Origin of the sequence: Klebsiella sp. K5-204 (assembly GCF_030128585.1) — a bacterium.
Taxonomy (GTDB): domain Bacteria; phylum Pseudomonadota; class Gammaproteobacteria; order Enterobacterales; family Enterobacteriaceae; genus Klebsiella; species Klebsiella quasipneumoniae.
Genome location: NZ_JAKUZS010000010.1, coordinates 1 through 23,014, shown reverse-complemented (window position 1 = coordinate 23,014; position 23,014 = coordinate 1). Strand labels below are relative to the sequence as shown.

Below are 23,014 nucleotides of genomic sequence, written 5' to 3'. Positions count from 1 at the left end.
CTGAACAATCGCGCTGAAAAATATTCCACAGGGAGGGCGAGATGATGCACCGGATGACCCGCTGGCTAACCCGGCACGCCGCCGCGCTGTTCTTCCCGGCGGCGCTCATTCTGTATGATTTTTCCGCCTATCTCACCACCGACCTGATCCAGCCGGGGATCCTGCACGTGGTGCGGGATTTCAACGCCGATGTGGCGCTGGCTCCAGCCTCGGTGAGCCTGTATATGGCCGGCGGCATGGCGCTGCAGTGGCTGCTGGGGCCGCTCTCTGACCGGATCGGACGGCGTCCGGTACTGCTCACCGGCGCGCTGATTTTCACCCTTGCCTGCCTGGCGACGCTGTTCACCACCTCCATGACCCAGTTCCTGATCGCCCGCTTCGTGCAGGGCACCAGCATCTGCTTTATCGCCACCGTCGGCTACGTCACCGTACAGGAAGCCTTTGAGGAAAAAAGGTCGATCAGGCTGATGGCGGTGATCACCTCCGTCGTGCTGGTGGCGCCGATCGTCGGCCCGCTCTCCGGCGCGGCGCTGATGCATTTTATCCACTGGAAAGCGCTGTTCGGCATTATCGCCGCCATGGGGCTGGTGGCCTGGCTGGGGCTGCTGTTGACCATGCCGGAGACGGTGCGCCGCGGCGATGTGCCGTTCAGCCCCCTGGGCGTGCTGCGCGATTTTCGCAACGTCTTTCGCAACCGCATCTTTTTGCTCGGCGCCGCCACGCTGTCGCTGAGCTATATTCCGCTGATGAGCTGGGTGGCGGTATCGCCGGTGATTTTAATGGACGCCGGCGGGCTGACCACCAGCGAGTTCGCCTGGAGCCAGGTGCCGGTCTTCAGCGCCGTCATCATTGCCAACCTGTCGGTGGCGCGCTGGGTAAAAGATCCCACCCGTCCGCGCTTTGTGCTGAGCGCGGTGCCGGTACAGATGCTCGGCCTGGCCATCCTGATCGTCGGGAATCTGGCCTGGCCGCACGTCTGGCTGTGGTCGGTGCTCGGCACCTGCTTCTACGCCTTTGGCATCGGGCTGATTTTCCCGACGCTGTTCCGCTTTACCCTCTTTTCCAACGACCTGCCGAAAGGCACGGTCTCCGCCTCGCTGAATATCGTGATCCTCAGCGTCAGCGCCTTATCGATTGAAGGCGCGCGCTGGCTGTGGTTCCATGGCGGGAGACTGCCCTTCCACCTGTTGGCGGTGGTCGCGGGGCTCGCCGCCGCCTGCTGCCTCGCCGGACTGTTACGCCACCAGCGTCAGTGTGCGCAAGCGGTCATTGAAGCCCGGCAGTCGTGACCCCTTTTACGGAGAAAGCCCCATCATGAGTGAGATTGAACTCAGCCCGGCGCAGCGCGACCTGCTGCGCGACAGGCTCAGCAGGTACTGCGAAGAGACATTTAACCTCGAACTGGAGCAGTTTGACGCTGAATTTTTTGTCGACTTTATCGCCCAAGAGCTGGGGCCGCTGTTTTACAACGCCGGTATCGAAGAGGCCATCCGCACCCATCTGGCATGGAGCGAGCGGATCCAGGAAGAGATGGATTTAAAGAAGGTCTATTAACGCCGCGCGCAGACGCAGGAGATCAATAAAAGCATACAAACAACGGGGTTATAATGGCGACTCTTTCAGCATCTCCCGTGTACGGGGAAGGAAAACCATGTCGCTTATCACCGATCTACCCGCCATTTTTGACCAGTTCTCGGAAGCTCGCCAGAAGGGCTTTCTCACCGTCATGGATCTTAAAGAGCAGAACGTGCCGCTGGTGGGCACCTACTGCACCTTTATGCCTCAGGAGATCGCCATGGCGGCGGGGGCCGTGGTGGTCTCGCTGTGCTCCACCTCCGATGAAACCATCGAGGAAGCGGAAAAAGATCTGCCGCGCAACCTCTGTCCGTTAATCAAAAGCAGCTACGGCTTCGGCAAAACCGATAAATGCCCCTACTTCTATTTCTCTGACCTGGTGGTTGGGGAAACCACCTGCGACGGCAAAAAGAAAATGTACGAGTACATGGCCGACTTCAAGGCGGTCCACGTGATGCAGTTGCCGAACAGCGCCAGCGACGCGGCCTCCCGCGCCCTGTGGAAAGCGGAGATCCTGCGCCTGCAGCAGGTGATTGAGGCGCAGTTTGGCGCGCCGATTAGCGAGGCGGCGCTGCGCGAGGCCATCGTGCTGAAAAACCGCGAACGCCGGGCGCTGGCCCACTTTTATCGTCTCGGGCAGCTCAATCCGCCGGCGCTCAGCGGCGGCGACATTCTGAAAGTGGTGTATGGCGCCACCTTCCGCTTCGACAAAACCGCGCTGATTGACGAGATCAACGCCATGGCGGAGCGCATCCGTCAGGAGTGGCGGCAGGGTAAACGACTGGCCTCACGCCCGCGCATTCTGATCACCGGCTGCCCGATCGGCGGGGCGGCGGAGAAAGTGGTTCGCGCCATCGAAGAAAACGGCGGCTGGGTGGTGGGTTATGAAAACTGCACCGGCGCGAAGGCTACCGAGCGCTGCGTGGCGGAAGAGGGTGACGTCTACGACGCCTTAACCGATAAATATCTCGCCATCGGCTGCTCCTGTATTTCCCCTAACGATCAGCGCCTGCAGCTGCTGAGCCAGATGGTGGAGGAGTACCAGGCCGACGGGGTAATCGACGTCATCCTGCAGGCCTGCCATACCTATGCCGTGGAATCGCTGGCCATTAAACGCCATCTGCGCCAGCAGCACGACCTTCCTTATATGGCGATTGAAACCGACTATTCGACAGCGGACCTCGGCCAGCTCAGCACCCGCGTCGCCGCCTTTATCGAAATGCTGTAAGGAGCAGGCGTGATCTACACGGTTGGTATTGATTCCGGCTCCACCGCCACGAAAGGTATCCTGCTGGCGGACGGGGTGATTACGCGTCGTTTCCTCTGCCCGACCCCCTTTCGCCCCGCCGACGCCATCCATGAGGCCTGGGAGACGCTGCGCGCTGGCCTCGCGGAAACGCCCTTTTTAACCCTCACCGGCTATGGCCGCCAGCTGGTGGATTTTGCCGATAAACAGGTGACGGAGATTTCCTGTCATGGCCTCGGCGCCCGCCTGCTGGCGCCGGACACCCGCACGGTGATTGATATCGGCGGCCAGGACAGCAAGGTTATCCAGCTGGATGCCGGGGGCAACCTCAGCGACTTTCTGATGAATGACAAATGCGCCGCCGGTACCGGCCGTTTTCTGGAGGTCATTTCACGAACCCTCGGCGCCAGCGTCGAACAGCTGGACGTCATTACCGACGGCGTGGAACCGCACGCCATCACCAGCATGTGTACGGTATTCGCCGAATCGGAAGTCATCAGCCTGCGGTCGGCCGGGGTCGCGCCGGAGGCGATTCTGGCGGGGGTGATTAACGCCATGGCCCGGCGCAGCGCGAACTTTATCGGCCGCTTATCGGCGCAGGGACCGCTGCTGTTTACCGGCGGCGTCAGCCACTGCGCCGCCTTTGCCCGCATGCTGGAAAGCCATGTCGGCATGGCGGTGACAACCCATCCCGACGCCCAGTATGCCGGGGCGATCGGCGCGGCGCTGATCGGCCAGCGTCAGCGGAGGCGCGGATGACAACCTTTCTGTTTTTATTTCATTCCACGGTGGGAGTGGTGCGCACGCGCAAAGCCCTGCAGGCGGCGGGAATGACCTTCGAGGTCAAAGATATTCCCCGCCAGCTGCGCAGCGGCTGCGGGCTGTGCATCCTGCTGGAGGGGACGGAAGCCGATGCGCGAAGCTGGATCCTGCCGGAGCTGACGGCGGCGTTGTATCAGCAGGACGGGGAAGCGTGGCGCTGTCTTGCCACCTTCCCATCGGCAGGTTAATCGCTTACCACAAAGCGCGTCGCCGCGAAGCAGTTCAGCAGGCGGTGCATCAGAAAGACCAGGGTCAGCGTCACCACCAGCGAGACCGTCACCGAGGTGATGCGGTACAGATCGCTGAATACCAGATCCTGATAGGGATGCAGATTCTGGCCAAACATAATGCCGATGGTGGTGATGCTGGCGAAGCCCACCCCGGCGCCCACTTTCTCCATCACGTGCAGACGGGCGCTGAAGGCCAGCCCGAGGCCAATCAGCGGCATCATCAGGACCATGTGGTTGCTGAAGTCATAGATAATCAACTGCACCACCAGAATATAGAGACAGGCCAGCACCACCCCCGCCACGCGCCAGATCGAGCTGATCACCGCCCCGCGATAGTGCATCGGGAACAGGATCAGGATCCCGGCCATCAGCGCTGACAGCGAGTCGCTGAGATCGCAGATCTGAAACACCACGAAGATGATCGTCGCCACCGTGCCGGAGAGCAGCGACTCGTGGCGGATGCGGGCGGCGTCTTTTTCAAGGCGCGGCGGCGGCTTGCGCGGCTCGACGTCCGGGATCAGGTAATGCAGCAGCGCGCTTAGCGCCACCGCCAGCACGCACGCTTCCATGTTGGAGAACATCAGGGTGTGCCAGTTGCTGGTCGGGTAGCTCATAAAGTTGAGCATCGTGCTCTGACACACCACCCCCATCGACCCCAGCAGAAACAGCGGCCCCTGGCTCATAAAGCGAAAACGCATCACGTACAGGGCGAACACCACCAGCGTCATGATCACCGGCCACTGTGACAGATAGCCAACGATCAATACCATTTCGACGCAGTTCACCGCCGCGCTGAATACAAACTGGCGGGCGACATGGCGGTTGAACACCGGCACCAGCGACATCAGCATCAGCGGATAAACCACAAAAAATACGCCGTACTGCACGTCGTAGAAGGTGGAGATGCTGAGGGCAATGGTCCCGGCCACGGCGATACGCACCGTCTGGCGAAAATCATTCGCCGTGTAGACGATATTGCCGTGCGGGGTAAAGACGTGCGCCAGGGTATTAATAGACATAGTGCAACCAGCTCACCAGATGGATCTGCAGGCCGGCGAAGGTGCGGGCGAAAGGTCCCTCGCTATTGTACAGCTGCACCGTGGCGCGGGCGCCGGTCGGCAGCGGTTTCTCCAGCGGCTGATCCAGCGCGACGTGAATGCGCATTCGCTGGGCGTCGCGCACCCAGCGGGTGGACTGTTCCGGCTGCGACAGCTGACCGTTAACCGCCTCCTGCCCCGCCAGAATCCCGGCATCGCTGCTGGTGACATGCGCCGGGAAGACTTCCCCCGGCAGGGCGTCAAAGACCACCGCCGCATCGGTGTTTACCGCGGTGTGGCGCAGGCTCTTCTCACGGAAGTCAGCGACGATATCGGTATTGTTGTTGACCAGCGCCAGCACGGCCGTCGCCGCGGTGGCGTAGATCCCCGGGTTAAGCTGCAGGTTGCTGACCATGCCGTCAGTTTCCGCACGCACTTTGGTCCAGGCCAGGTTCAGCTGCGCCTCCTCCAGCGCGTTGCGGTATTTCTGCAGGGTGACGTTGCGCTTATCGTCGCGCTCGCCGCGCTGGATCAGCAGGTTCTGGATCTGCGCGTTCAGCGCCGAGACCGACTGCTCGCTGGTCTGCCAGGTGGTCCGCACCTTGTCGAGATCGGACTGCGAGACGTTCTGCATGGTGCTCAGGCGCTGATAGCGATCGAGCGTGACCTTATCGTTACGGGCGGTGTACTGCGCGGTGCGCAGGTTGGCGCGGGCGGCGGCGATTTGCGCGTCCAGCTGCTGGTTGCTCAGCTTCGCCTGTTCAAGGGCGATCTGTGCCGCTTCAACTTTATTAATGAATGGTGTTGGGTCGAGCTCATACAGCAGGTCGCCCTTTTTCACCTGGCTATTGTTATGCACGTAGACGTGCGAGACATAGCCGGAGACCCGCGACGAAACCGGGGTCACCACGCGCATGACGGTGGAGTCCGGCGTCAGCGGGATCCAGATATCGGCAACGATAAACCAGGCGAATATTCCCAGAAAAGCGGCAATACTCACCCGTACCCAGCGGGCAAATTTTTGTTCAGGCGTCATCATAGTGTGTTAGATCTTGTTATCTTCTTCGCGGATAGTCCGCAAACGGCAGGCGATTTGATTTAACGTGGCGCTGAAGGTGGCGAGGTCGGCCTCCGGGATGGTCTGGGTTACGCGCTCCTGATAGGTCTCGATCACGCGGCTCAGTTTTTCCAGAATAGCCCGCCCCTCGGCGGTCAGCGTCAGCAGGCGAATGCGTTTGTCATATGGCGATGTGGAACGCAACAGATAGCCCTGCTTTTCCAGTAATGAGAGGGTGCGCGTCAGCGGCGGCAGTTCAATCCCCTGCACCTCCGCCAGTTCGCTGACCGAGACGTTGTCTCCCAGCTGATGCAACTGCATCAGCACCGTCCAGCTGGACTGGGTGAGTCCCGTATCGGTGATAGCGGAGTCAATAATCGCGCGCCACTGGCGCACCACCATGGCCATCCGCATCCCCAGCGGGCGGCGGGCAAACAGTTCGTCTTCAGTCACAGCTTTTCCTCTCATTGTTGAGAAGAAAATAATACTTATCAGGGTAAGTATCAAGAAACGGAAGGTCGCGTCGCATCAATTGATAAATTTCGTGAATGTTTCCCCGGCGTCGCCAGCGCTTACCGGGGCAAAGAAGAAATGATGTCTGAAAAAAAACCGCACTTTTTAATTGATCTGATCCCGACGCAGGCCGATATCTTTCAGCTGTTCGTCGCTCATTTTCTGCAAAGCTCTGCGCGTTTGCTCCCGAAGCCACCATTTTTTGACAAATCGCGCCAGCAGTACGAAACCGATAAATGGCTGTCTTGCCCTGTTCTCGTGAAATTCCATCCTCTACCTCCTCACCTTGCCAGAGGCTTTATCTTCACGGATTTGGGGGTAAGGAATACAGATTCACAAAACACTTTTCTTTAACATACAGATTAGCTAAAACGTACAGCAGACCCCACTTTTTACGGCCATCTGTACTGGTTATTCCATCTGTATGGCGGCAATTAAGGATACACATGACCCGCTATCAACATCTCGCGACGCTGCTGGCCGAACGCATTGAACAGGGCCTGTATCGCCACGGCGAAAAACTGCCGTCGGTGCGCAGCCTGAGCCAGGAGCACGGCGTCAGCATCAGCACCGTCCAGCAGGCCTATCAGCTGCTAGAGCAGCAGCAGATGATTGTGCCGCAGCCGCGATCGGGCTATTTCGTCGCCCCCCGCAAGGCCCAGCCGCCGGTGCCGCCGATGTCGCGCCCGGTGCAGCGCCCGGTGGAGATCACCCAGTGGGATCAGGTGCTGACCATGCTCGACGCCCGCTACGATAAAACGATCATCCCCTTCGGCGGCGGCTCGCCGGACGTGACGCAGCCAAGCCTGAAGCCCATCTGGCGCGAACTGAGCCGGGCGATCCAGCACAACCTCACTGAGGTGTTGAACTATGACGAACTGGCCGGGCGCCGCGAGCTGCGGGAGCAGATCGCCCGCCTGATGCTCGACGGCGGATCGGTGGTGACTGCCGACGATCTGGTGCTCACCAGCGGCTGCCACAGCGCGCTGTCGCTGGCCCTGCTGTCGGTGTGCCAGCCAGGGGACATCATCGCCGTGGAATCCCCCTGCTACTACGGCACCATGCAGATGCTGCGCGGACTGGGATTAAAGACGATTGAGATCCCCACCGATCCGGAAACCGGGATCAGCATCGAGGCCCTGGAGCTGGCGCTGGATCAGTGGCCGATCAAAGGGGTGATCCTGGTGCCGAACTGCAACAACCCGCTGGGCTTTATCATGCCGGACGCTCGCAAACGCGCAGTGCTGAACCTGGCCCAGCGCCACGATATCGTTATTTTCGAGGATGATATCTACGGCGAGCTGGCTACCGAGTACCCGCGCCCGCGCACGATTCACTCCTGGGATATCGACGGTCGGGTGATGCTCTGCAGCTCCTTTACCAAAACCATCGCCCCCGGGCTGCGCATCGGCTGGATCGCCCCTGGTCGCTACTACGACAAGCTGCTACAGATGAAGTACGCCGCCAGCGGCACCAACGTCCCCTCCACTCAGCTGGCGGCCTGTAACTTTATTCGCGAAGGCCACTACCACCGTCATGTGCGGCGGATGCGGCAGATCTATCAGCGCAATATGGAGATCTATACCTGCTGGCTGCGGGAATTTTTCCCCTGCGGGATCTGCGTCACCCGGCCGAAGGGGGGTTTTATGCTGTGGGTGGAGCTGCCGGAGCAGGTGGATATGGTCTGCGTCGCCAAACAGCTGTGCCGGCTGAAGATCCAGGTCGCGCCGGGCTCGTTGTTTTCCGCGGCGGGCAAGTACCGCAACTGCGTCAGGATCAACTGCGCCCTGCCGCCGACCGAGAAACATAAAGCGGTGATGGTGAAGCTGGGAGAAGCGGTGAAGGTGGCGATGGAGTGAAGTGCAACCTGTTCTCCCCGGTGGCGCTGCGCTTACCGGGGCTACGGATGATCCCGCGTCAGCAAAGCGCTTCACTGGTCAAAAAACACCATCCCCCTATACGGCTGTTCGCGGCAGGCGGCCAGACGCTGGGCGAGGCTACCGACGTGCAGCTCCAGCTTATGGCCGTCGGGGTCGAGGAAGTAGTGCGAGGCGCCTTCGCTGCGGTTCAGCTTCCACACCGCCACGCCGGCAACCTCAAGGCGAGCGGCGAAGCAGGCGAAATCGGCTTCGCTGATGCTAAACGCATAATGGGTGTAATCGCTCTCCTCCGGCGGGGTGATGCGCCGCTGCGGATCCAGCGACAGGCATAGCCACAGATCGCCGCAGGAGAGATAGGCGCCGCTCTCCCAGCGGGCGTGCAGCGTCATACCCAGCAGCTGCTGATAAAACGCCACGCTCGGCGCCAGCTGGCTGACCGCCAGGGTCAGGTGATTCAGTCCGCTCAGCATGTCTGTTCCTCCAGTGAATTCACAATGAACTGGCGCAGCCATTGATGCGCCGGGTCGCGGTGCCAGCGCTCGTGCCACAGCATCAGCATCTCAAAGCCGGCGACCGCCAGCGGCGGCTCGACGACCGCCAGCCCGCTCTGCCCGCGCACCAGCCGCTCCGGCAGCATCGCCACCAAATCGCTGTTGCGCAGAGTCTCCAGCATAAACAGGAAATGTGGCACGGAAAGGACAACCCGCCGCGCCAGGCCAAGATTCGCCAGCGCGGTATCGGTCGCCGCGCTGAAGCCGCCCCCGTCCGGGGAGACGATCGCTTGCTCCAGCTGACAGAACGTTTCCAGACTCAACCCTTGCCCCAGCGCCGGATGCCCGGCCCGGCCCGCCAGCACGTAGCGTTCGCGAAACAGCAGGCGCTGATGCAGCCCCGGCGGCGCGCCCTCGCGGGTATGAAAGAAGAGATCTACTGTATCGCTGGCCGCCTGCTGCTCCAGCCGCGCCGGCTGTAGCTCGAACACCGCCAGCCGACTGCCGGGAGAGGCCAGGCGTAGCCTGCCCAGCATCGGCAGGAGGATCGCCGAGGCCATATAGTCCGTCGCTGCCACCCGCCAGGTCTCCGCCGCCGTCGCCGGATCAAAAGGGCTGACCGGCGCCACCGCCTGCTCCAGCGCGGCTAACGCGGCGCGCAGCGGCTGGCGAAGCTCATCGGCGCGGGCGGTGGGCTGCATGCCGCGCGGGCCCGGCATCAGCAGCGGGTCGGCAAACATCTCCCGTAACCTGGCGAGCTGAATACTCACCGACGGCTGCGACAGATTCAGCCGCTGCGCCGCCCGGGTGACGTTGTTTTCACTGAGCAGCACGTCGAGCGTGCGCAGCAGATTGAGATCCAGACGATGTAAATTAATCACAGCTATACCTGGGATTGAAGTAATTAATTTCTACTATAGCGCCAGCTTTCCTACTCTGCAGATCTTCCCACTTCAGAGGTGATGTTATGAAAGTACTGCTGATTTACGCCCATCCGGAACCGCGCTCCCTCAATGGCGGACTCAAAGATTTCGCCATCCGTCATCTGCAGCAGGCCGGTCATGAAGTCCAGGTGTCCGATCTCTACGCCATGCGCTGGAAGGCCGAGTATGACGCCGACGACAGCGGCGCGCCGCCGGTCGGCGAGTTCTGGCGTCCTACCCTTGATTCAAAACTGGCCTTTTCGCAAGGAACTCAAAGCGCGGATATCGCAGCCGAGCAGGAAAAGCTGCTATGGGCCGATACGGTGATTTTTCAGTTCCCGCTGTGGTGGTTCTCGATGCCGGCGATCATGAAAGGCTGGATCGATCGGGTATACGCCTGGGGTTTTGCCTATGGCGTCGGCGAGCACAGCGACCGCCACTGGGGCGATCGCTATGGGGAAGGCACCTTCGTCGGCAAGCGGGCAATGCTGATCGTCACCGCCGGCGGCTGGGCGGAACACTATTCACCGCGCGGGATCAATGGCCCCATCGACGACATCCTGTTCCCCATTCAGCACGGTATGCTGTTCTATCCCGGCTTCGAGGTGCTTCCGCCGCTGGTGTTCTACTGCACGGACAAAACCGATGCCGCGCAGTTCGCCAACCAGTGCGCCACCCTGGCCGGGCGGCTGGACACGCTGTGGCAAACCGAGCCCATTCCATTTCGCCGGCAAAATCATGGCGACTATCTGATCCCATCGCTGACGCTTCGCCCGGAGCTGGCGCCGGGGCAAAGCGGCCTGGCGGTGCATCTGCGTAGCGAGTAGAAGACAAACGCTGCCCGTCTTCGCCACCGAGGATGGGTAGTTTATCCGACTCTCTCCAGCCCCAGCATGCCTCGCGCCTGGATAAAGCACAGCAGCAATACACCCCACAGCGCCATCGTCAGATAGGGGCTGATACCGAGGATATTGAACCCACTCTCAATGATCTGCAGCAGGAACAGCGCTAGCACCATCCCGACGATGCGCCCGCTGCCGCCATCCGGATTCACGCCGCCAAGCACCGCCGCGAGGATCGACACCAACAGATACGATTCTCCATAAGACGCTTTGGCTGAGTTCAGCTTCGACATCATCAGAAACGCGGCCACAGCGCAGAGCAGGGCCGAGATGACATATACCCACATCAACACCCGTCGGGTATTGATCCCGGAATAATGGGTCGCCCGCTCGTTGGATCCGATCAACATGATCGCTCGACCCAGCGGGCTTTTCTCCAGCAGCACCCACAGCCCGATCGCCACCACCGCAAAAAGCCACATTGGTAGCGGAATACCAAACCACTGGGCATGATTCAGCCACAGCACCCACTGAGGATAGTTAGCGATGGCGCTGCCGCCGGTGATCAAAATATTTATCCCTTTGAGCAGGGTCATCATACCGAGGGTAGCCAGGATCGGCGAAACACGGATCCCGGCGATCAGTATCCCGTTGCACAGGCCAATGATCATCGCCGCCCCTCCGCCGGCCAGCAGCGTCGCCAGCGCAGTGGCGGCACCCGGTGGATAGCTTGTCGCTACCCAGGCCATCACCAGCGAGCAGGCGTTGGCGGTCGCGATAATTGACAGATTAATGCCGCCGCAAAGCATGGTCATTGCCATCGCCAGCGCCAGGATCCCCAACACCGGCATTTGCGAGGCAATCGACTGGAAATTAGTGACAGACCAGAAGATGTTTGGCATGGCAATGCTAAAGGCGATAACCGTCAGCAGCAGCAGGCCGATCAGGTAAAACTCAACGTTATTGCGCCATGATTTTTTCATAACAAGCTCCGGTTCTGATGCTGGCTCCAGGCCGTTACGCTGATACTGACGACGATGATCGCCCCGGTAATCAGGGTCTGCCAGTAGGAGGAGACCCCCAGCAGGTTCAGGCCGTTCTGCATCACCGCCAGTAAAATCACCCCCAGCAGCGTACCGGTGAGGGTTCCGCGCCCGCCAATCAGGCTGGTACCGCCCAGCACCACCGCGGCCAGCACCGTCAGCTCATAGCCCAGCAATGAATCCGGCGCGACAGTCATCACTGTCCATGCCTGCACGACACCTGCGGCCCCCGACATCAACCCCATATAGCCATAAACGAACAACTGCAGGCGGAGCACACTGAAGCCGACGCGGCTGGCGGATTCCCGGTTGCCGCCCATGGCATAGATCTGGCGGCCAACGGTGGTGAAATTCATGATAAACGCGGTCAACAACACCACCGCTATCATCGTCAGCAGCGGCAGCCCCAGGCCGTAATCGTAACCATCGGCATCGGTGTATTTGAACAGCATGACCCCCTTTTCAAACCACGGGGGGAAGTCATAGAGCCAGACACCTTTGCTTAACCACAGCAGTAAACCGTAGAAAATATTGAGCGTGGAAATGGTGATAATGATCGAGGGGACCCGCAGACGATTGACCAACAGCGCGTTAACCAGCCCCAGTAGCACGCCGATACCGCCGGCAAGCACAAAGGCCACCGCGAAGTTGCCGCCCACTTTTTGCAGCATCACCACCATGCCGTACTGGGCGATAATGGTCATGGCCGGGAAGGAGATATCAATCCCGCCGGCGATCAGCACCACGAACAGGCCACAGGCGAGGATAGTCAGCATCGCGTAGTTATTAGCGAGGTCGTAAATATTACCGAAAGTGAAAAATTCCTCACTGCGCCAGCCCAGCATCAGGCACAGCGCGATAATAAACATACCTAACCAGAATTCATGTTGTTTCAACAGATTAGCCATTAACCACCTCCGCTATCTGCTGTTGGTTACTGCTGTCCGGCAGGAAGCTATGTGTCAATTCGCCCTGCTTCATCACCAGGATGCGATGACTCTGGTACCACGCCTCTTCGATCTCGTCACAAATCATCAGCACGGCGATGCCATGGGCAGCCAAATCGCTGATGATATGATAGATCCCGGCTTTGTTTGCGATATCCACCCCCACCGTCGGGCTATCAAGGATCAGCAGCTTAGGGGCGATCGCCAGCCATTTGGCGATAGAGACGCGTTGGGCATTGCCGCCGGAGAGGGTATTCACCGGCAAATGCGTATCTGGCGCTTTAATGGTCAACGCGTTGACCATTCTCGTGACCAGTTGCTGAGCTTTACTGTCACTCAATAGTCCGCAAGTGCCTTTCACTTTATGAAACACCGTGCTGATGATGTTATTTTCAATCGACTGACTCATCACCAGGCCGCGTGACATACGGTCCTCAGAGACATAGCCGATACCGTGGCGGATAGCGTCCTGATTGCTACGCAACCGCACCGGTTGGCCATTTATCAGGATCTCGCCGCTGTCGGGGCGGGTCATGCCGAAAAGGCTCAGGCACAACTCTGTTCGCCCCGCACCCAGCAGGCCGACTATCGACACCACTTCTCCGGCTTCGACCTTCAGAGAGACGTTGTGATATTCCCCCTTGCGGCTGAGATTGCGCACTTCCAGTACCGGCGTGCTGCCCTTCCCTTGCCACAGGTCGCGCACCTGATAATCAAACTCCTGGCCCGTCATCAGAAAACCGAGTCGCCGAGTAGTCACCTCTGCCGCCGGTAAGGTACCGACCAGATTGCCATCCTTCAGCACGCTGATGCGATCCGATACGGCCATGACCTCTTCCAGACGGTGGCTAACAAAGACGATGCAGATCCCCCTCTCACGTAGCTGGCGCACGACATTCAGTAGCCCCTCCACTTCCTGATGGGTCAATGAGGCCGTGGGTTCATCCATAATGATAAGCTGGGCGTCCTGCGCCAGCGCGCGGCAGATCGCCACCAGCTGGCAGCGGGCGATGGAGAGCGACTCAACGGTGGCATCAAGCGGCAGCGAGACGTTAATACTCCGCATCGCCTGCTCCGCACTGCGCCGCAGTTCGCTGCGCTTTACCAGCACGCCGCGGTGATAGTGGTTGATGGCAATGTTCTCCCACACGCTGAGATTGGGAAACAGCGACAGATCCTGATAAATCACCTGGATCCCATGGGCGACAGAGGCCGCAGGCGTCAGTCTGGGCCACGTCTTGCCGCCCAGCTCCATCGCCGCGCCCTCATCCGGGCGATAGACGCCGGAGATAATTTTGATCAACGTCGACTTCCCGCAACCGTTCTGCCCGGCCAGGCAGTGTACTTCCCCGGGCATAAAATCGATGCTGATATCATTGAGCGCGCGGTTGGCGTGGAAGGTTTTGCTGACGTGACGAAGGGAAAGGAAAGGTTCCATAACATCCCCTGGCAGGTTAAGCCGGGGCGCCAGGCGCCCCGGAAGATGGATTAGTAGAGCGAATCAATATTGTCTTTATTTACCAGCAGCACTTTATGGAAGCGGATAATATGCTTGTCGCTATCGACATCCGCTTTACCGAGCTCTTTCAGTTCAAATCCTGGCTCAATGGATTTGCCGTTCAGCAGGGTGCTGGCGACGGCCGCGAGGGCATAGCCGGCTGTCGCCGGATCGTAGGTAATGCCTTCTGTAATATCACCACTCTTAATGAGGGAGGCCGCCTGCGATGGGATCATCATCCCGTAGACCGCAACTTTGTTTTTCGCACGCTTCTCTTTCACCGCGCGCCCCGCGCCAATCGGACCATTCGAACCAAAAGAGACCACCGCTTTCAAATCCGGGTAAGTTTTCATTAGATCGAGCGTGGTACGGCGGGAATCATCAACACTTTCCGCTACCGGCATGCGGCGGGTGACTTCATGCATGTCCGGATAATGCTCTTTTTGGTATTTCACCAGCAGATCGGCCCACAGGTTGTGCTGCGGTACCGTAAGACTACCTACATAGATAACGTAGCCGCCTTTGCCACCCATCCGCTTGGCCATATGCTCCACATATTCAGCGGCGAACTTCTCGTTATCGATGATCTCCACATCCCAGTTGGCGCTCGGCTGCCCGGGCGATTCGTTGGTCAGCACGACGATGCCGGCGTCACGGGCTTTTTTGAATACCGGCTCCAGCACGTTGGCATCGTTAGGCACGATAGTGATGGCATCCACTTTACGTGCAATCAGGTCCTCAATAATTTTCACCTGCTGCGGCGCGTCGGTGCTGGACGGCCCAACCTGAGAGGCGTTGAGGTTAAACTCTTTCCCAGCCTGGACTACCCCTTCTCCCATCCGGTTAAACCATGGCATGCCATCTACTTTTGAAATATTGACTACCGTTTTTTCCGCCGCATATACCGGCGCGGAAATAAGCGCAGCCCCCAACAGCAAGGATGAAAAAATATTAACGACCAGACGTTTATGCATAATAATTAGCCTCAATACGTTGTAGTCAGACAGGGGTATGACGCAAAATGGAAAAAAGATATAAATAGTAATAATGTTAATAATTTAGAAGAGAATAAACACAAGCTGTAACAGCAGACAGGTAATATCCAGCTATAAATATGGATAATAATACTATAATCCTGTGACGTGAGCTTTTTCACAAAAAGCCTGCAACATACTTTATTGTTCCATAATAATTATCAGGTCTATGAGAAAACCTATTTTCCCGTCTGGTCATTTACCGCAAAACAACAAAAAAATAATACCAGAAAAATCATATGGTTTTTGATTGCGCTCTTGGCCTATTCCGTGGCAGGATAAAAAGATGAACAGAAACGCGATCGTAACCTATCCCCGCCGTTGGTGGCTGCCTGCATAACAGGCGGCACGATACACGTTTCCATTTTCAAAGCCGCCGGAAGGCGGCTTTGGTGTTTTCAGGACGTCTTTCGGCTGAACAGTCTGATAAGGAGTCCCTGATGAACCATCCGCAAACCATCCTCACTGGCGACCGCCCCACCGGCCAGCTACATCTTGGCCACTACGTCGGCTCGCTGCGCCAGCGCGTCGCGCTGCAGCACGACCACCAGCAGTTTATCCTGATCGCCGACCTGCAAGGGCTCACGGACAACGGCAGCAACCCGCAAAAAATAAGCCATCATATTCTCGAAGTGATGGCCGATTATCTGGCCGTCGGCATTGACCCCAGGCTCACCACGCTCTGCCTGCAGTCCGCCCTGCCCGCGCTGGCGGAGCTCAGCGCGCTGTATATGAATATCGTCACCGTCGCCCGCGTGGAACGTAATCCGACGGTCAAAAATGAGATTGCCCAGAAGGGATTCGCCCGTTCGCTGCCGGTGGGCTTTCTCGCCTATCCGATTAGCCAGGCGGCAGATATCACCGCCTTCAAAGCCGAACTGGTGCCAGTGGGCGACGATCAGCTACCGATGATTGAGCAGACCAACGAGATCGTCCACAAGATGAATAGCCTCACCGGCGAACCGGTGCTGCGCCACTGCAAGGCGCTACTCAGCGAAGTGAGCCGCCTGCCGGGCGTCGACGGCAACGCCAAAATGTCGAAATCGCTGGGCAATACGCTGACGTTATCGGCCAGTGAAGAGGAGATCCACCGCGCGGTCAGCGCGATGTATACCGACCCGACGCACCTGAGAGTCAGCGATCCGGGGCATGTCGACGGCAACGTGGTGTTTACCTATCTCGACGCTTTCCATAGCGATAAGGCACTGGTGGCTGAGATGAAAGCCCACTATCAGCGCGGCGGGCTGGGGGATCGCCAGTGTAAAAATGAACTGGAAACCTGCCTGCAGGCGCTCCTGGCGCCGATCCGCGAACGGCGGGCCACCTTTATTCAGGATAAAGGGATGTTGCTGGAATTGTTGCGTCAGGGCAGCGAGCGCGCCCACCAGTTGACGCAGCAGACGCTGCATGAGGTGAAACGAGGTCTGGGGCTGCCGGTCCTGTTCTGAGGTGGTGAAAGGTTTCCGGTAGTGGATATTTTGTTAACGCGTCGACAAGACCCTGCCTTTCATGTGGACAACACCGCCGCGGATGTTACTATCACGTTAACGGTAGCTCTCACTATGCGTGTTTCATTAAGGCCAGGATCGCTGATGATGACCACATAAGTAGTACAGCGTTCGGCTGCGCATCGACGCGGTAGAGCGCTGCGTCAGCGGCCCTTCCCCACTCATTCGTCCTTCGCAAGGAGGACGCTCCGCCCGTCGGAGAAGACACGCGTATCACTTCGCACAGGGAATCAAGCGAGTCGCGTATGGACAAAATAAAGAAACGTTGGACAGGGTATTTTGTCGGCTTACTGGTGGTACTCGCCGCCGCAGCATGGTGGCTGCTGCGCCCGCCGGGCCTCCCGGAGGGTTTTGCCAGTAGCAACGGACGAATCGAAGCCACCGAGGTGGATATTGCCAGCAAAATCGCCGGGCGTATCGACACCATTCTGGTCAAAGAGGGTCAGTTCGTGCACCAGGGAGAGGTGCTGGCGAGAATGGATACCCGTGTACTGAACGAGCAGCGTCTTGAAGCCGCCGCGCAAATCAAGGAAGCGGAAAGCGCGGTCCTGGCCGCCAGAGCCTTGCTCGATCAGCGGCAAAGTGAAATGCGCGCCAGCGAAGCGGTAGTGAAGCAGCGTCAGGCGGAGCTCGACTCCACGGCGAAACGTCACGTCCGCTCGCACACTCTCTCCCAGCGCGGCGCCGTCTCCGCTCAGCAGCTGGATGACGATCGCGCCGCGGCGGAGAGCGCTCGCGCGGCGCTGGAGTCGGCGAAAGCCCAGGTCTCTGCCGCCCGCGCCGCCATCGAGGCCGCCCGCACCAGTATTATTCAGACGCAAACCCGCGTCGAAGCCGCCCAGGCGACCGAGCGGCGGATCCTCGCCGATATTGACGATAGCGAGCTGAAAGCCCCCCGCGACGGCCGTATTCAGTATCGCGTCGCCGAGCCCGGCGAAGTGCTGGCCGCCGGTGGTCGGGTGCTGAATATGGTCGATCTCGCCGACGTCTATATGACTTTCTTTCTGCCCACCGAACAGGCAGGTCTGCTGGCGCTCGGCAGCGAAGCGCGCTTGATCCTCGATGCCGCTCCGGATCTGGTGATCCCGGCCAATATCAGCTTTGTCGCCAGCGTCGCCCAGTTCACGCCGAAAACGGTGGAGACCCGCGACGAGCGTCTCAAACTGATGTTCCGCGTCAAAGCGCGTATCCCGCCGGAGCTGCTGGCGCAGCACCTGGAGTATGTCAAAACCGGTCTGCCCGGCATGGCTTACGTGCGGCTGGATAACCAGCAGTCCTGGCCTGAAGCCCTGACGGTGAGGTTGCCGCAATGATACTGACGCCACAGGATACCTCGCCCCCCGTCGCCCGGCTGGACAACGTTGGCCAGCGCTTCGGCACCACCGTGGCGCTGCGGGATATCAGTCTGGCGATCCCGGCGCGGCGCATGGTCGGCCTGATTGGCCCGGACGGCGTCGGCAAATCGAGCCTGCTCTCTCTCATCGCCGGGGCGCGGGCTATTGAGCAGGGTAACGTGAAGGTGCTCGGCGGGGATATGCGCGACGTTCATCACCGCCGCGAGGTGTGCCCGAAGATTGCCTGGATGCCGCAGGGGCTGGGGAAAAACCTCTATCACACCCTTTCGGTGTATGAAAACGTCGACTTCTTCGCCCGCCTGTTTGGCCACGATAAAGCCGAACGCGAATCTCGTATCAACGAGCTGCTGCAGAGCACCGGGCTGGCGCCATTTCGCGATCGCCCGGCGGGTAAGCTCTCCGGCGGGATGAAGCAAAAGCTGGGGCTCTGTTGCGCCCTTATCCACGACCCGCAGCTGCTGATCCTCGATGAACCCACCACCGGCGTCGACCCGCTTTCCCGGGCGCAGTTCTGGGAGCTTATCGACAGCATTCGTCAGCGCCAGCCGGAGATGAGCGTACTGGTGGCCACCGCCTACATGGAAGAGGCTGAGCGCTTTGACTGGCTGGTGGCGATGAACGCCGGCGAGGTGCTGGCGACCGGTACCGCTGCGGAGCTGAAAGCGCAGACCGGCAGTCAGATGCTGGAGCAGGCGTTTATCGCCCTGCTGCCGGAAGCGCAGCGCCAGGCGCATAAGGCAGTGGTAATCCCACCGCGCGACGACCGCGAGGAAGAGATCGCCATCGAAGCCCGTGGGCTGACCATGCGCTTTGGCGACTTCGTCGCCGTCGACCACGTTAACTTCCGCATCGCCCGCGGTGAAATCTTCGGCTTCCTCGGCTCCAACGGCTGCGGCAAATCCACCACCATGAAGATGCTCACCGGCCTGCTGCCCGCCAGCGAAGGCGAAGCCTGGCTGTTCGGCCAGCCGGTCGACCCGAAAGATATCGCTACCCGCCAGCGGGTGGGCTATATGTCGCAGGCTTTCTCGCTCTATAGCGAACTGACCGTCCGGCAAAACCTCGAACTGCACGCCCGCCTGTTTCATATTCCGGACGGCGAAATCCCCGGTCGGGTGGCGGAAATGAGCGAGCGCTTCATGCTCAGCGAGGTGGAAGACGTCCTGCCCACCGCCCTGCCGTTGGGCATCCGTCAGCGTCTGTCGCTGGCGGTGGCGGTCATCCATCGCCCGGAAATGCTGATCCTCGACGAACCCACCTCCGGGGTCGATCCGGTGGCACGGGATATGTTCTGGCAGCTGATGGTCGACCTCGCGCGTCAGGATCGGGTGACCATTTTTATCTCCACCCACTTTATGAATGAGGCAGAACGCTGCGACCGCATCTCGCTGATGCACGCCGGCAAGGTGCTGGCCAGCGATACGCCGCAGGCGCTGGTCGAGCAGCGCGGTGCCGCCAGCCTCGAAGAGGCGTTTATCGCCTGGCTCCAGGAGGCGCAGCCAACCGCCGCAGCTCCTGAGGAACCTGCGCCAGCTGCAGCATCCCATCCAGAACGCGCGGCCCCGCGCCAGGCCTTCAGTCTGCAACGGCTGTTCAGCTACAGCCGCCGCGAAGCGCTGGAACTGCGCCGCGATCCGGTGCGCTCGACGCTGGCGCTGCTGGGAACGGTGATCCTGATGTTTATCATGGGCTATGGGATCAGCATGGACGTCGAGGATCTGCGCTTTGCGGTACTCGACCGCGATCAAACCCTCAGCAGTCAGGGCTGGTCGCAGAATATCGCTGGCTCACGCTACTTTATCGAACAGGCGCCGCTGCGCAGTTACGATGAGCTCGACCGGCGGATGCGCGACGGCGAGCTGGCGGTGGCGATAGAGATCCCGCCGAACTTTGGCCGCGATATCGCCCGCGGCACGCCGGTGCAAATCGGCGTCTGGGTGGATGGCGCAATGCCAAACCGCGCGGAAACGGTGCGCGGCTACGTGCAGGCCATGCATCTGGCCTGGCTGCAGGAGATGGCTGCCCGGCAGAGCAGTCCGCAGCGCGCTACCTCTCTCATCTCCATTGAGACCCGCTATCGCTATAATCCGGACGTGAAGAGCCTGCCGGCCATCGTCCCGGCGGTGATCCCGCTGCTGCTGATGATGATCCCGGCGATGCTCAGCGCCCTGAGCGTGGTACGCGAGAAGGAGCTCGGGTCGATCATCAACCTGTACGTGACGCCGACCACCCGCAGCGAATTCCTACTCGGCAAGCAGGTGCCTTACATCGTACTGGGAATGTTTAACTTCTTTTTGCTGTGCGCGCTGTCGGTCTTCGTCTTTGGCGTATCACATAAGGGCAGCTTCCTGACGCTGAGCCTGGCGGCGCTGCTCTATGTCACCATCGCCACCGGACTGGGACTGCTGATCTCAACCTTTATGAAGAGCCAAATCGCCGCCATCTTCGGCACCGCCATCATTACGCTCATCCCGGCGACCCAGTTCTCCGGGATGATCGATCCGGTGGCGTCGCTGGAAGGCCCCGGGCGCTGGATTGGACAAATCTACCCGACCAGCCACTTCCTGACTATCGCCCGCGGCACCTTCTCCAAGGCGCTGAATCTCAGCGATTTGTGGGGCTCCTTTATTCCCCTACTGATTGCGGTGCCGCTGGTGCTCGGGCTGAGCGTGTTGCTGCTGAAGAAACAGGAGGGGTGATGCGCGGATTACGTAATATTTATAACCTCGGCGTTAAAGAGCTGCGCAGCCTGCTGGGTGATAAAGCGATGCTGGCGCTGATCGTGTTTGCTTTTACCGTGTCGGTGTACTCCTCAGCTACGGTGATGCCCGGCTCGCTGCACCTGGCGCCAATTGCGGTTGCCGATATGGATAAGTCGCAGCTCTCTTCACGCATCATTAACGCTTTCTACCGCCCCTGGTTTCTCGAACCGGAGCTGATCACCGCCAATGAGATGGACGCCGGCCTGGATGCCGGGCGCTACACTTTCGCCATCAATATTCCGCCAAATTTCCAGCGCGATGTGCTGGCCGGCCGCCAGCCGGAAGTGCAGGTCAACGTCGACGCCACGCGCATGAGCCAGGCCTTTACCGGCAACGGCTATATCCAGAATATTATTCACGGCGAAGTAAACGGCTTCATTGCCCGCTACCGGGAGAACAGCGTGCTGCCGGTAGAGCTGGCGGTAAGAATGCGCTTTAACCCTAACCTGGAACAGGAGCGCTTTGGCGCGGTGATGGCGATCATCAACAACATCACCATGCTGGCTATTGTCCTCACCGGCTCGGCGCTGATCCGCGAGCGCGAGCACGGTACCATCGAGCACCTGCTGGTGATGCCGGTTACGCCGTTTGAGATCATGATGGCCAAGATCTGGTCGATGGGGCTGGTGGTGCTGGTGGTCTCCGGGCTGTCGCTGCTGCTGATGGTTCAGGGGATTTTGCAGGTGCCCATTGAGGGGTCGATTCCACTGTTTATGCTGGGGGTGGCGCTTAGCCTGTTCGCCACCACCTCGATCGGCATTTTTATGGGCACCCTCGCCCGCTCGATGCCGCAGCTGGGGCTGCTGATGATCCTGGTGCTGCTGCCGCTGCAGATGCTCTCTGGCGGCTCCACGCCCCGGGAAAGTATGCCGCAGCTGGTCCAGGATATCATGTTGACCATGCCGACCACCCACTTCGTCAGTCTGGCGCAGGCGATTCTGTACCGCGGCGCCAGCTTCAGTATCGTCTGGCCGCAGTTCTTAACCTTGCTGGCTATCGGAGCGGTGTTCTTTACTATCGCCCTGCTGCGTTTTCGCAAAACGATTGGTCAGATGGCGTAAGGGCTTAAGAAGGGCCGTCGACTCCCGGCGGCCCGAATGGTTTATTTGTGGCGATTCATAAAGTGGCGAAGACCCCAGGTGAAGGCCATCGCCATGCTGAAGAGAATGAACAGCAGCACCACCCAGCTGATGGAGATGCGCAGCAGCGTGCCGGGGGTCATAAACGGCTGCAGATAGACAGTGAAGGACTGGGCGGGTGATTTCCCCAGCAGTTCATACAGGTTATCCGTCAGCCACACGCCGACCCGGCAGAACAGCCAGATTATCGCTGGCCAGCAGAGCAGCACCAGAAAGGTAAAGCGCTCCTGAAGGTAGGTGAAGAGCCGGCGCAACGGCGACCAGTTAAGCAGGATTTTCATTTCTATTCTCATATTGCCAGCCGATAACCAGAGCAGATAGCGCAAGGTACGTCGGACAGCATCCATACAGGCAATCATCCCTCTTTGTATATCAAATTTGCTGTCATATAAACCAGATCAAGTTAACAAAGTGTTAATGATATAGCGCATCAAGCCCAAAAACCGGCAAGATGCATACCCATTGTTGCAATAAATGGGGAGTGAAGTCCTCAGCGGCGGAAATAATTTCGTAATTTCGCTAACGCGTTAATATCCCGAAAGAAGAAGCAGCGCTATTATTTCGCAGAGCACAAGATAATAGCGCTGAAATAGAGAGAGATATTTAACCGTAGCTACTGATAATTATTTTTCGACTCGTATCATTGGATAAATTCACGGTACGAGCGACCACACCACGCGCGTAATTCTCAGTATTTTTCGAGGCAAATAGATAGGTATTTTATCCGCAGCGTTGCAGAGGTTGTTTATTCACCATACCCGTGTTGCAGGTTTCTGACACCACCCGCCTGGAGAGCGTCAGGTTGGCGGATTAGCGAAGCAGTAGCAGGACTTCAGGCGATATTTTTCCTGAGTCGGTGCTGCATATCTTGTCCGCGCCACAGGGGCGTAGCCCCATGTCAGATCCGTAGCCCCGGTAAGCGCAGCGCCACCGGGGGAAGCATGTCGACACCCTCGCCGGTGGACACAAAAACAAAAAGCTCAGTCTTTCGACTGAGCTTTCTGCTTTATTTGATGCCTGGCAGTTCCCTACTCTCACATGGGGAGACCCCACACTACCATCGGCGCTACGGCGTTTCACTTCTGAGTTCGGCATGGGGTCAGGTGGGACCA

22 protein-coding genes and 1 rRNA gene are annotated in these 23,014 nt (G+C 59.2%); 11 read left to right on the top strand and 12 right to left on the bottom strand.

Features of this window, described 5'->3' with window-relative positions; translation table 11 throughout:
- Positions 1 to 41: 41 nt before the first annotated feature.
- The 5 genes from mdtM to MKR05_RS22970 all read left to right on the top strand — a co-directional run bounded on the left by mdtM (position 42) and on the right by MKR05_RS22970 (position 3,831).
- A complete protein-coding gene (gene mdtM, locus MKR05_RS22990) occupies positions 42 to 1,289 on the top strand; it encodes a multidrug efflux MFS transporter MdtM (protein ID WP_023291836.1) in 1,248 nt (415 codons plus the stop codon).
- Between the two features lie 25 nt (positions 1,290 to 1,314).
- A complete protein-coding gene (locus tag MKR05_RS22985; protein WP_044525276.1) occupies positions 1,315 to 1,554 on the top strand; it encodes a DUF2164 domain-containing protein in 240 nt (79 codons plus the stop codon).
- A 97-nt stretch (positions 1,555 to 1,651) separates the two neighbouring features.
- Complete coding sequence (locus MKR05_RS22980; RefSeq protein ID WP_284118797.1) at positions 1,652 to 2,803, top strand: double-cubane-cluster-containing anaerobic reductase; 1,152 nt, start codon at positions 1,652 to 1,654, stop codon at positions 2,801 to 2,803.
- A gap of 9 nt (positions 2,804 to 2,812) precedes the next feature.
- Entirely contained in the window at positions 2,813 to 3,580 is a 768-nt protein-coding gene (yjiL, locus tag MKR05_RS22975) for a putative 2-hydroxyacyl-CoA dehydratase activator YjiL (RefSeq protein ID WP_023291834.1), read from the top strand.
- Positions 3,577 to 3,831: a DUF3343 domain-containing protein gene (locus MKR05_RS22970; protein ID WP_044525274.1), complete on the top strand. Its 255-nt coding sequence runs from the start codon at positions 3,577 to 3,579 to the stop codon at positions 3,829 to 3,831. The genes yjiL and MKR05_RS22970 overlap by 4 nt, the downstream gene beginning before the upstream one ends.
- On the opposite strand, the gene MKR05_RS22965 is transcribed toward MKR05_RS22970, so the two are convergent.
- From MKR05_RS22965 to MKR05_RS22950, 4 genes are all read right to left on the bottom strand, one after another.
- Positions 3,828 to 4,892: a DUF2955 domain-containing protein gene (locus MKR05_RS22965; protein WP_023291832.1), complete on the bottom strand. Its 1,065-nt coding sequence runs from the start codon at positions 4,890 to 4,892 to the stop codon at positions 3,828 to 3,830. The two genes, MKR05_RS22970 and MKR05_RS22965, sit on opposite strands and share 4 nt — an antisense overlap.
- The gene (locus tag MKR05_RS22960) at positions 4,882 to 5,949 is read right to left on the bottom strand and encodes an HlyD family secretion protein (RefSeq protein ID WP_023291831.1); all 1,068 of its coding nucleotides are present in this window, start codon (positions 5,947 to 5,949) and stop codon (positions 4,882 to 4,884) included. The genes MKR05_RS22965 and MKR05_RS22960 overlap by 11 nt, the downstream gene beginning before the upstream one ends.
- A 6-nt stretch (positions 5,950 to 5,955) precedes the next feature.
- Positions 5,956 to 6,420 (bottom strand): MarR family winged helix-turn-helix transcriptional regulator, encoded by a 465-nt coding sequence (locus tag MKR05_RS22955; protein WP_023291830.1) that lies wholly within the window; start codon positions 6,418 to 6,420, stop codon positions 5,956 to 5,958.
- A gap of 165 nt (positions 6,421 to 6,585) precedes the next feature.
- Positions 6,586 to 6,750: a DUF1127 domain-containing protein gene (locus tag MKR05_RS22950; RefSeq protein WP_044525273.1), complete on the bottom strand. Its 165-nt coding sequence runs from the start codon at positions 6,748 to 6,750 to the stop codon at positions 6,586 to 6,588.
- A 176-nt stretch (positions 6,751 to 6,926) separates the two neighbouring features.
- Between MKR05_RS22950 and MKR05_RS22945 the strand changes: the two genes are divergently transcribed.
- Positions 6,927 to 8,339 carry a PLP-dependent aminotransferase family protein gene (locus tag MKR05_RS22945; RefSeq protein ID WP_023291829.1) on the top strand — a complete coding sequence of 471 codons (1,413 nt, stop codon included), beginning with the start codon at positions 6,927 to 6,929 and terminating at the stop codon, positions 8,337 to 8,339.
- A 71-nt stretch (positions 8,340 to 8,410) separates the two neighbouring features.
- Here the strand turns inward: MKR05_RS22945 and fosA are convergent, their stop codons facing one another.
- Positions 8,411 to 8,830, bottom strand: coding sequence for a FosA5 family fosfomycin resistance glutathione transferase (gene fosA / locus MKR05_RS22940; protein WP_044525272.1), 420 nt, complete (start codon positions 8,828 to 8,830; stop codon positions 8,411 to 8,413).
- Positions 8,824 to 9,732: a LysR family transcriptional regulator gene (locus MKR05_RS22935; RefSeq protein ID WP_101989789.1), complete on the bottom strand. Its 909-nt coding sequence runs from the start codon at positions 9,730 to 9,732 to the stop codon at positions 8,824 to 8,826. The genes fosA and MKR05_RS22935 overlap by 7 nt, the downstream gene beginning before the upstream one ends.
- Before the next feature lie 86 nt (positions 9,733 to 9,818).
- Here MKR05_RS22935 and MKR05_RS22930 point away from each other — a divergent pair, with 86 nt between their 5' ends.
- On the top strand, positions 9,819 to 10,601 hold the full coding sequence (locus MKR05_RS22930; protein WP_101989788.1) for an NAD(P)H-dependent oxidoreductase: 783 nt from the start codon (positions 9,819 to 9,821) through the stop codon (positions 10,599 to 10,601).
- 41 nt (positions 10,602 to 10,642) lie between these two features.
- Here MKR05_RS22930 and MKR05_RS22925 read toward each other — a convergent pair whose 3' ends face one another.
- Genes MKR05_RS22925 through MKR05_RS22910 form a run of 4 tightly spaced genes read right to left on the bottom strand, consistent with a single transcriptional unit; the run spans position 10,643 to position 15,078 of the window.
- Positions 10,643 to 11,599 (bottom strand): ABC transporter permease, encoded by a 957-nt coding sequence (locus tag MKR05_RS22925; RefSeq protein ID WP_023291825.1) that lies wholly within the window; start codon positions 11,597 to 11,599, stop codon positions 10,643 to 10,645.
- Positions 11,596 to 12,567, bottom strand: coding sequence for an ABC transporter permease (locus tag MKR05_RS22920; RefSeq protein WP_101989787.1), 972 nt, complete (start codon positions 12,565 to 12,567; stop codon positions 11,596 to 11,598). Before MKR05_RS22920 ends, MKR05_RS22925 begins: the two co-directional genes overlap by 4 nt.
- Positions 12,560 to 14,044, bottom strand: a complete 1,485-nt coding sequence (locus tag MKR05_RS22915) for a sugar ABC transporter ATP-binding protein (protein WP_137910601.1) — start codon at positions 14,042 to 14,044, stop codon at positions 12,560 to 12,562. Before MKR05_RS22915 ends, MKR05_RS22920 begins: the two co-directional genes overlap by 8 nt.
- A gap of 50 nt (positions 14,045 to 14,094) precedes the next feature.
- Positions 14,095 to 15,078, bottom strand: coding sequence for an autoinducer 2 ABC transporter substrate-binding protein (locus tag MKR05_RS22910; protein ID WP_023291822.1), 984 nt, complete (start codon positions 15,076 to 15,078; stop codon positions 14,095 to 14,097).
- 500 nt (positions 15,079 to 15,578) lie between these two features.
- On the opposite strand from MKR05_RS22910, the gene trpS reads away from it, so the two are divergent.
- The 4 genes from trpS to MKR05_RS22890 all read left to right on the top strand — a co-directional run bounded on the left by trpS (position 15,579) and on the right by MKR05_RS22890 (position 21,824).
- Positions 15,579 to 16,586, top strand: coding sequence for a tryptophan--tRNA ligase (trpS, locus tag MKR05_RS22905; protein WP_072421090.1), 1,008 nt, complete (start codon positions 15,579 to 15,581; stop codon positions 16,584 to 16,586).
- A 305-nt stretch (positions 16,587 to 16,891) separates the two neighbouring features.
- A complete protein-coding gene (locus MKR05_RS22900) occupies positions 16,892 to 17,959 on the top strand; it encodes an HlyD family secretion protein (protein ID WP_101989786.1) in 1,068 nt (355 codons plus the stop codon).
- A complete protein-coding gene (gene rbbA, locus MKR05_RS22895; RefSeq protein ID WP_101989785.1) occupies positions 17,956 to 20,700 on the top strand; it encodes a ribosome-associated ATPase/putative transporter RbbA in 2,745 nt (914 codons plus the stop codon). The genes MKR05_RS22900 and rbbA overlap by 4 nt, the downstream gene beginning before the upstream one ends.
- Positions 20,700 to 21,824, top strand: coding sequence for an ABC transporter permease (locus tag MKR05_RS22890; RefSeq protein ID WP_087824321.1), 1,125 nt, complete (start codon positions 20,700 to 20,702; stop codon positions 21,822 to 21,824). The genes rbbA and MKR05_RS22890 overlap by 1 nt, the downstream gene beginning before the upstream one ends.
- A 41-nt stretch (positions 21,825 to 21,865) precedes the next feature.
- Here MKR05_RS22890 and MKR05_RS22885 read toward each other — a convergent pair whose 3' ends face one another.
- Complete coding sequence (locus MKR05_RS22885; protein WP_004204117.1) at positions 21,866 to 22,183, bottom strand: hypothetical protein; 318 nt, start codon at positions 22,181 to 22,183, stop codon at positions 21,866 to 21,868.
- A 734-nt stretch (positions 22,184 to 22,917) separates the two neighbouring features.
- Positions 22,918 to 23,014: ribosomal RNA gene (gene rrf / locus MKR05_RS22880) — 5S ribosomal RNA — on the bottom strand; the annotation flags it as partial.

Bases quoted from the DNA above. Each gene is read 5' to 3' on its own strand.
- mdtM (WP_023291836.1), top strand. From the start codon at position 42: ATGATGCACCGGATGACCCGCTGGCTAACCCGGCACGCCGCCGCGCTG.
- MKR05_RS22985 (WP_044525276.1), top strand. From the start codon at position 1,315: ATGAGTGAGATTGAACTCAGCCCGGCGCAGCGCGACCTGCTGCGCGAC.
- MKR05_RS22980 (WP_284118797.1), top strand. From the start codon at position 1,652: ATGTCGCTTATCACCGATCTACCCGCCATTTTTGACCAGTTCTCGGAA.
- MKR05_RS22970 (WP_044525274.1), top strand. From the start codon at position 3,577: ATGACAACCTTTCTGTTTTTATTTCATTCCACGGTGGGAGTGGTGCGC.
- MKR05_RS22965 (WP_023291832.1), bottom strand. From the start codon at position 4,892: ATGTCTATTAATACCCTGGCGCACGTCTTTACCCCGCACGGCAATATC.
- MKR05_RS22960 (WP_023291831.1), bottom strand. From the start codon at position 5,949: ATGATGACGCCTGAACAAAAATTTGCCCGCTGGGTACGGGTGAGTATT.
- MKR05_RS22950 (WP_044525273.1), bottom strand. From the start codon at position 6,750: ATGGAATTTCACGAGAACAGGGCAAGACAGCCATTTATCGGTTTCGTA.
- MKR05_RS22945 (WP_023291829.1), top strand. From the start codon at position 6,927: ATGACCCGCTATCAACATCTCGCGACGCTGCTGGCCGAACGCATTGAA.
- fosA (WP_044525272.1), bottom strand. From the start codon at position 8,830: ATGCTGAGCGGACTGAATCACCTGACCCTGGCGGTCAGCCAGCTGGCG.
- MKR05_RS22930 (WP_101989788.1), top strand. From the start codon at position 9,819: ATGAAAGTACTGCTGATTTACGCCCATCCGGAACCGCGCTCCCTCAAT.
- MKR05_RS22925 (WP_023291825.1), bottom strand. From the start codon at position 11,599: ATGAAAAAATCATGGCGCAATAACGTTGAGTTTTACCTGATCGGCCTG.
- MKR05_RS22920 (WP_101989787.1), bottom strand. From the start codon at position 12,567: ATGGCTAATCTGTTGAAACAACATGAATTCTGGTTAGGTATGTTTATT.
- MKR05_RS22915 (WP_137910601.1), bottom strand. From the start codon at position 14,044: ATGGAACCTTTCCTTTCCCTTCGTCACGTCAGCAAAACCTTCCACGCC.
- MKR05_RS22910 (WP_023291822.1), bottom strand. From the start codon at position 15,078: ATGCATAAACGTCTGGTCGTTAATATTTTTTCATCCTTGCTGTTGGGG.
- trpS (WP_072421090.1), top strand. From the start codon at position 15,579: ATGAACCATCCGCAAACCATCCTCACTGGCGACCGCCCCACCGGCCAG.
- MKR05_RS22900 (WP_101989786.1), top strand. From the start codon at position 16,892: ATGGACAAAATAAAGAAACGTTGGACAGGGTATTTTGTCGGCTTACTG.
- rbbA (WP_101989785.1), top strand. From the start codon at position 17,956: ATGATACTGACGCCACAGGATACCTCGCCCCCCGTCGCCCGGCTGGAC.
- MKR05_RS22890 (WP_087824321.1), top strand. From the start codon at position 20,700: ATGCGCGGATTACGTAATATTTATAACCTCGGCGTTAAAGAGCTGCGC.
- MKR05_RS22885 (WP_004204117.1), bottom strand. From the start codon at position 22,183: ATGAAAATCCTGCTTAACTGGTCGCCGTTGCGCCGGCTCTTCACCTAC.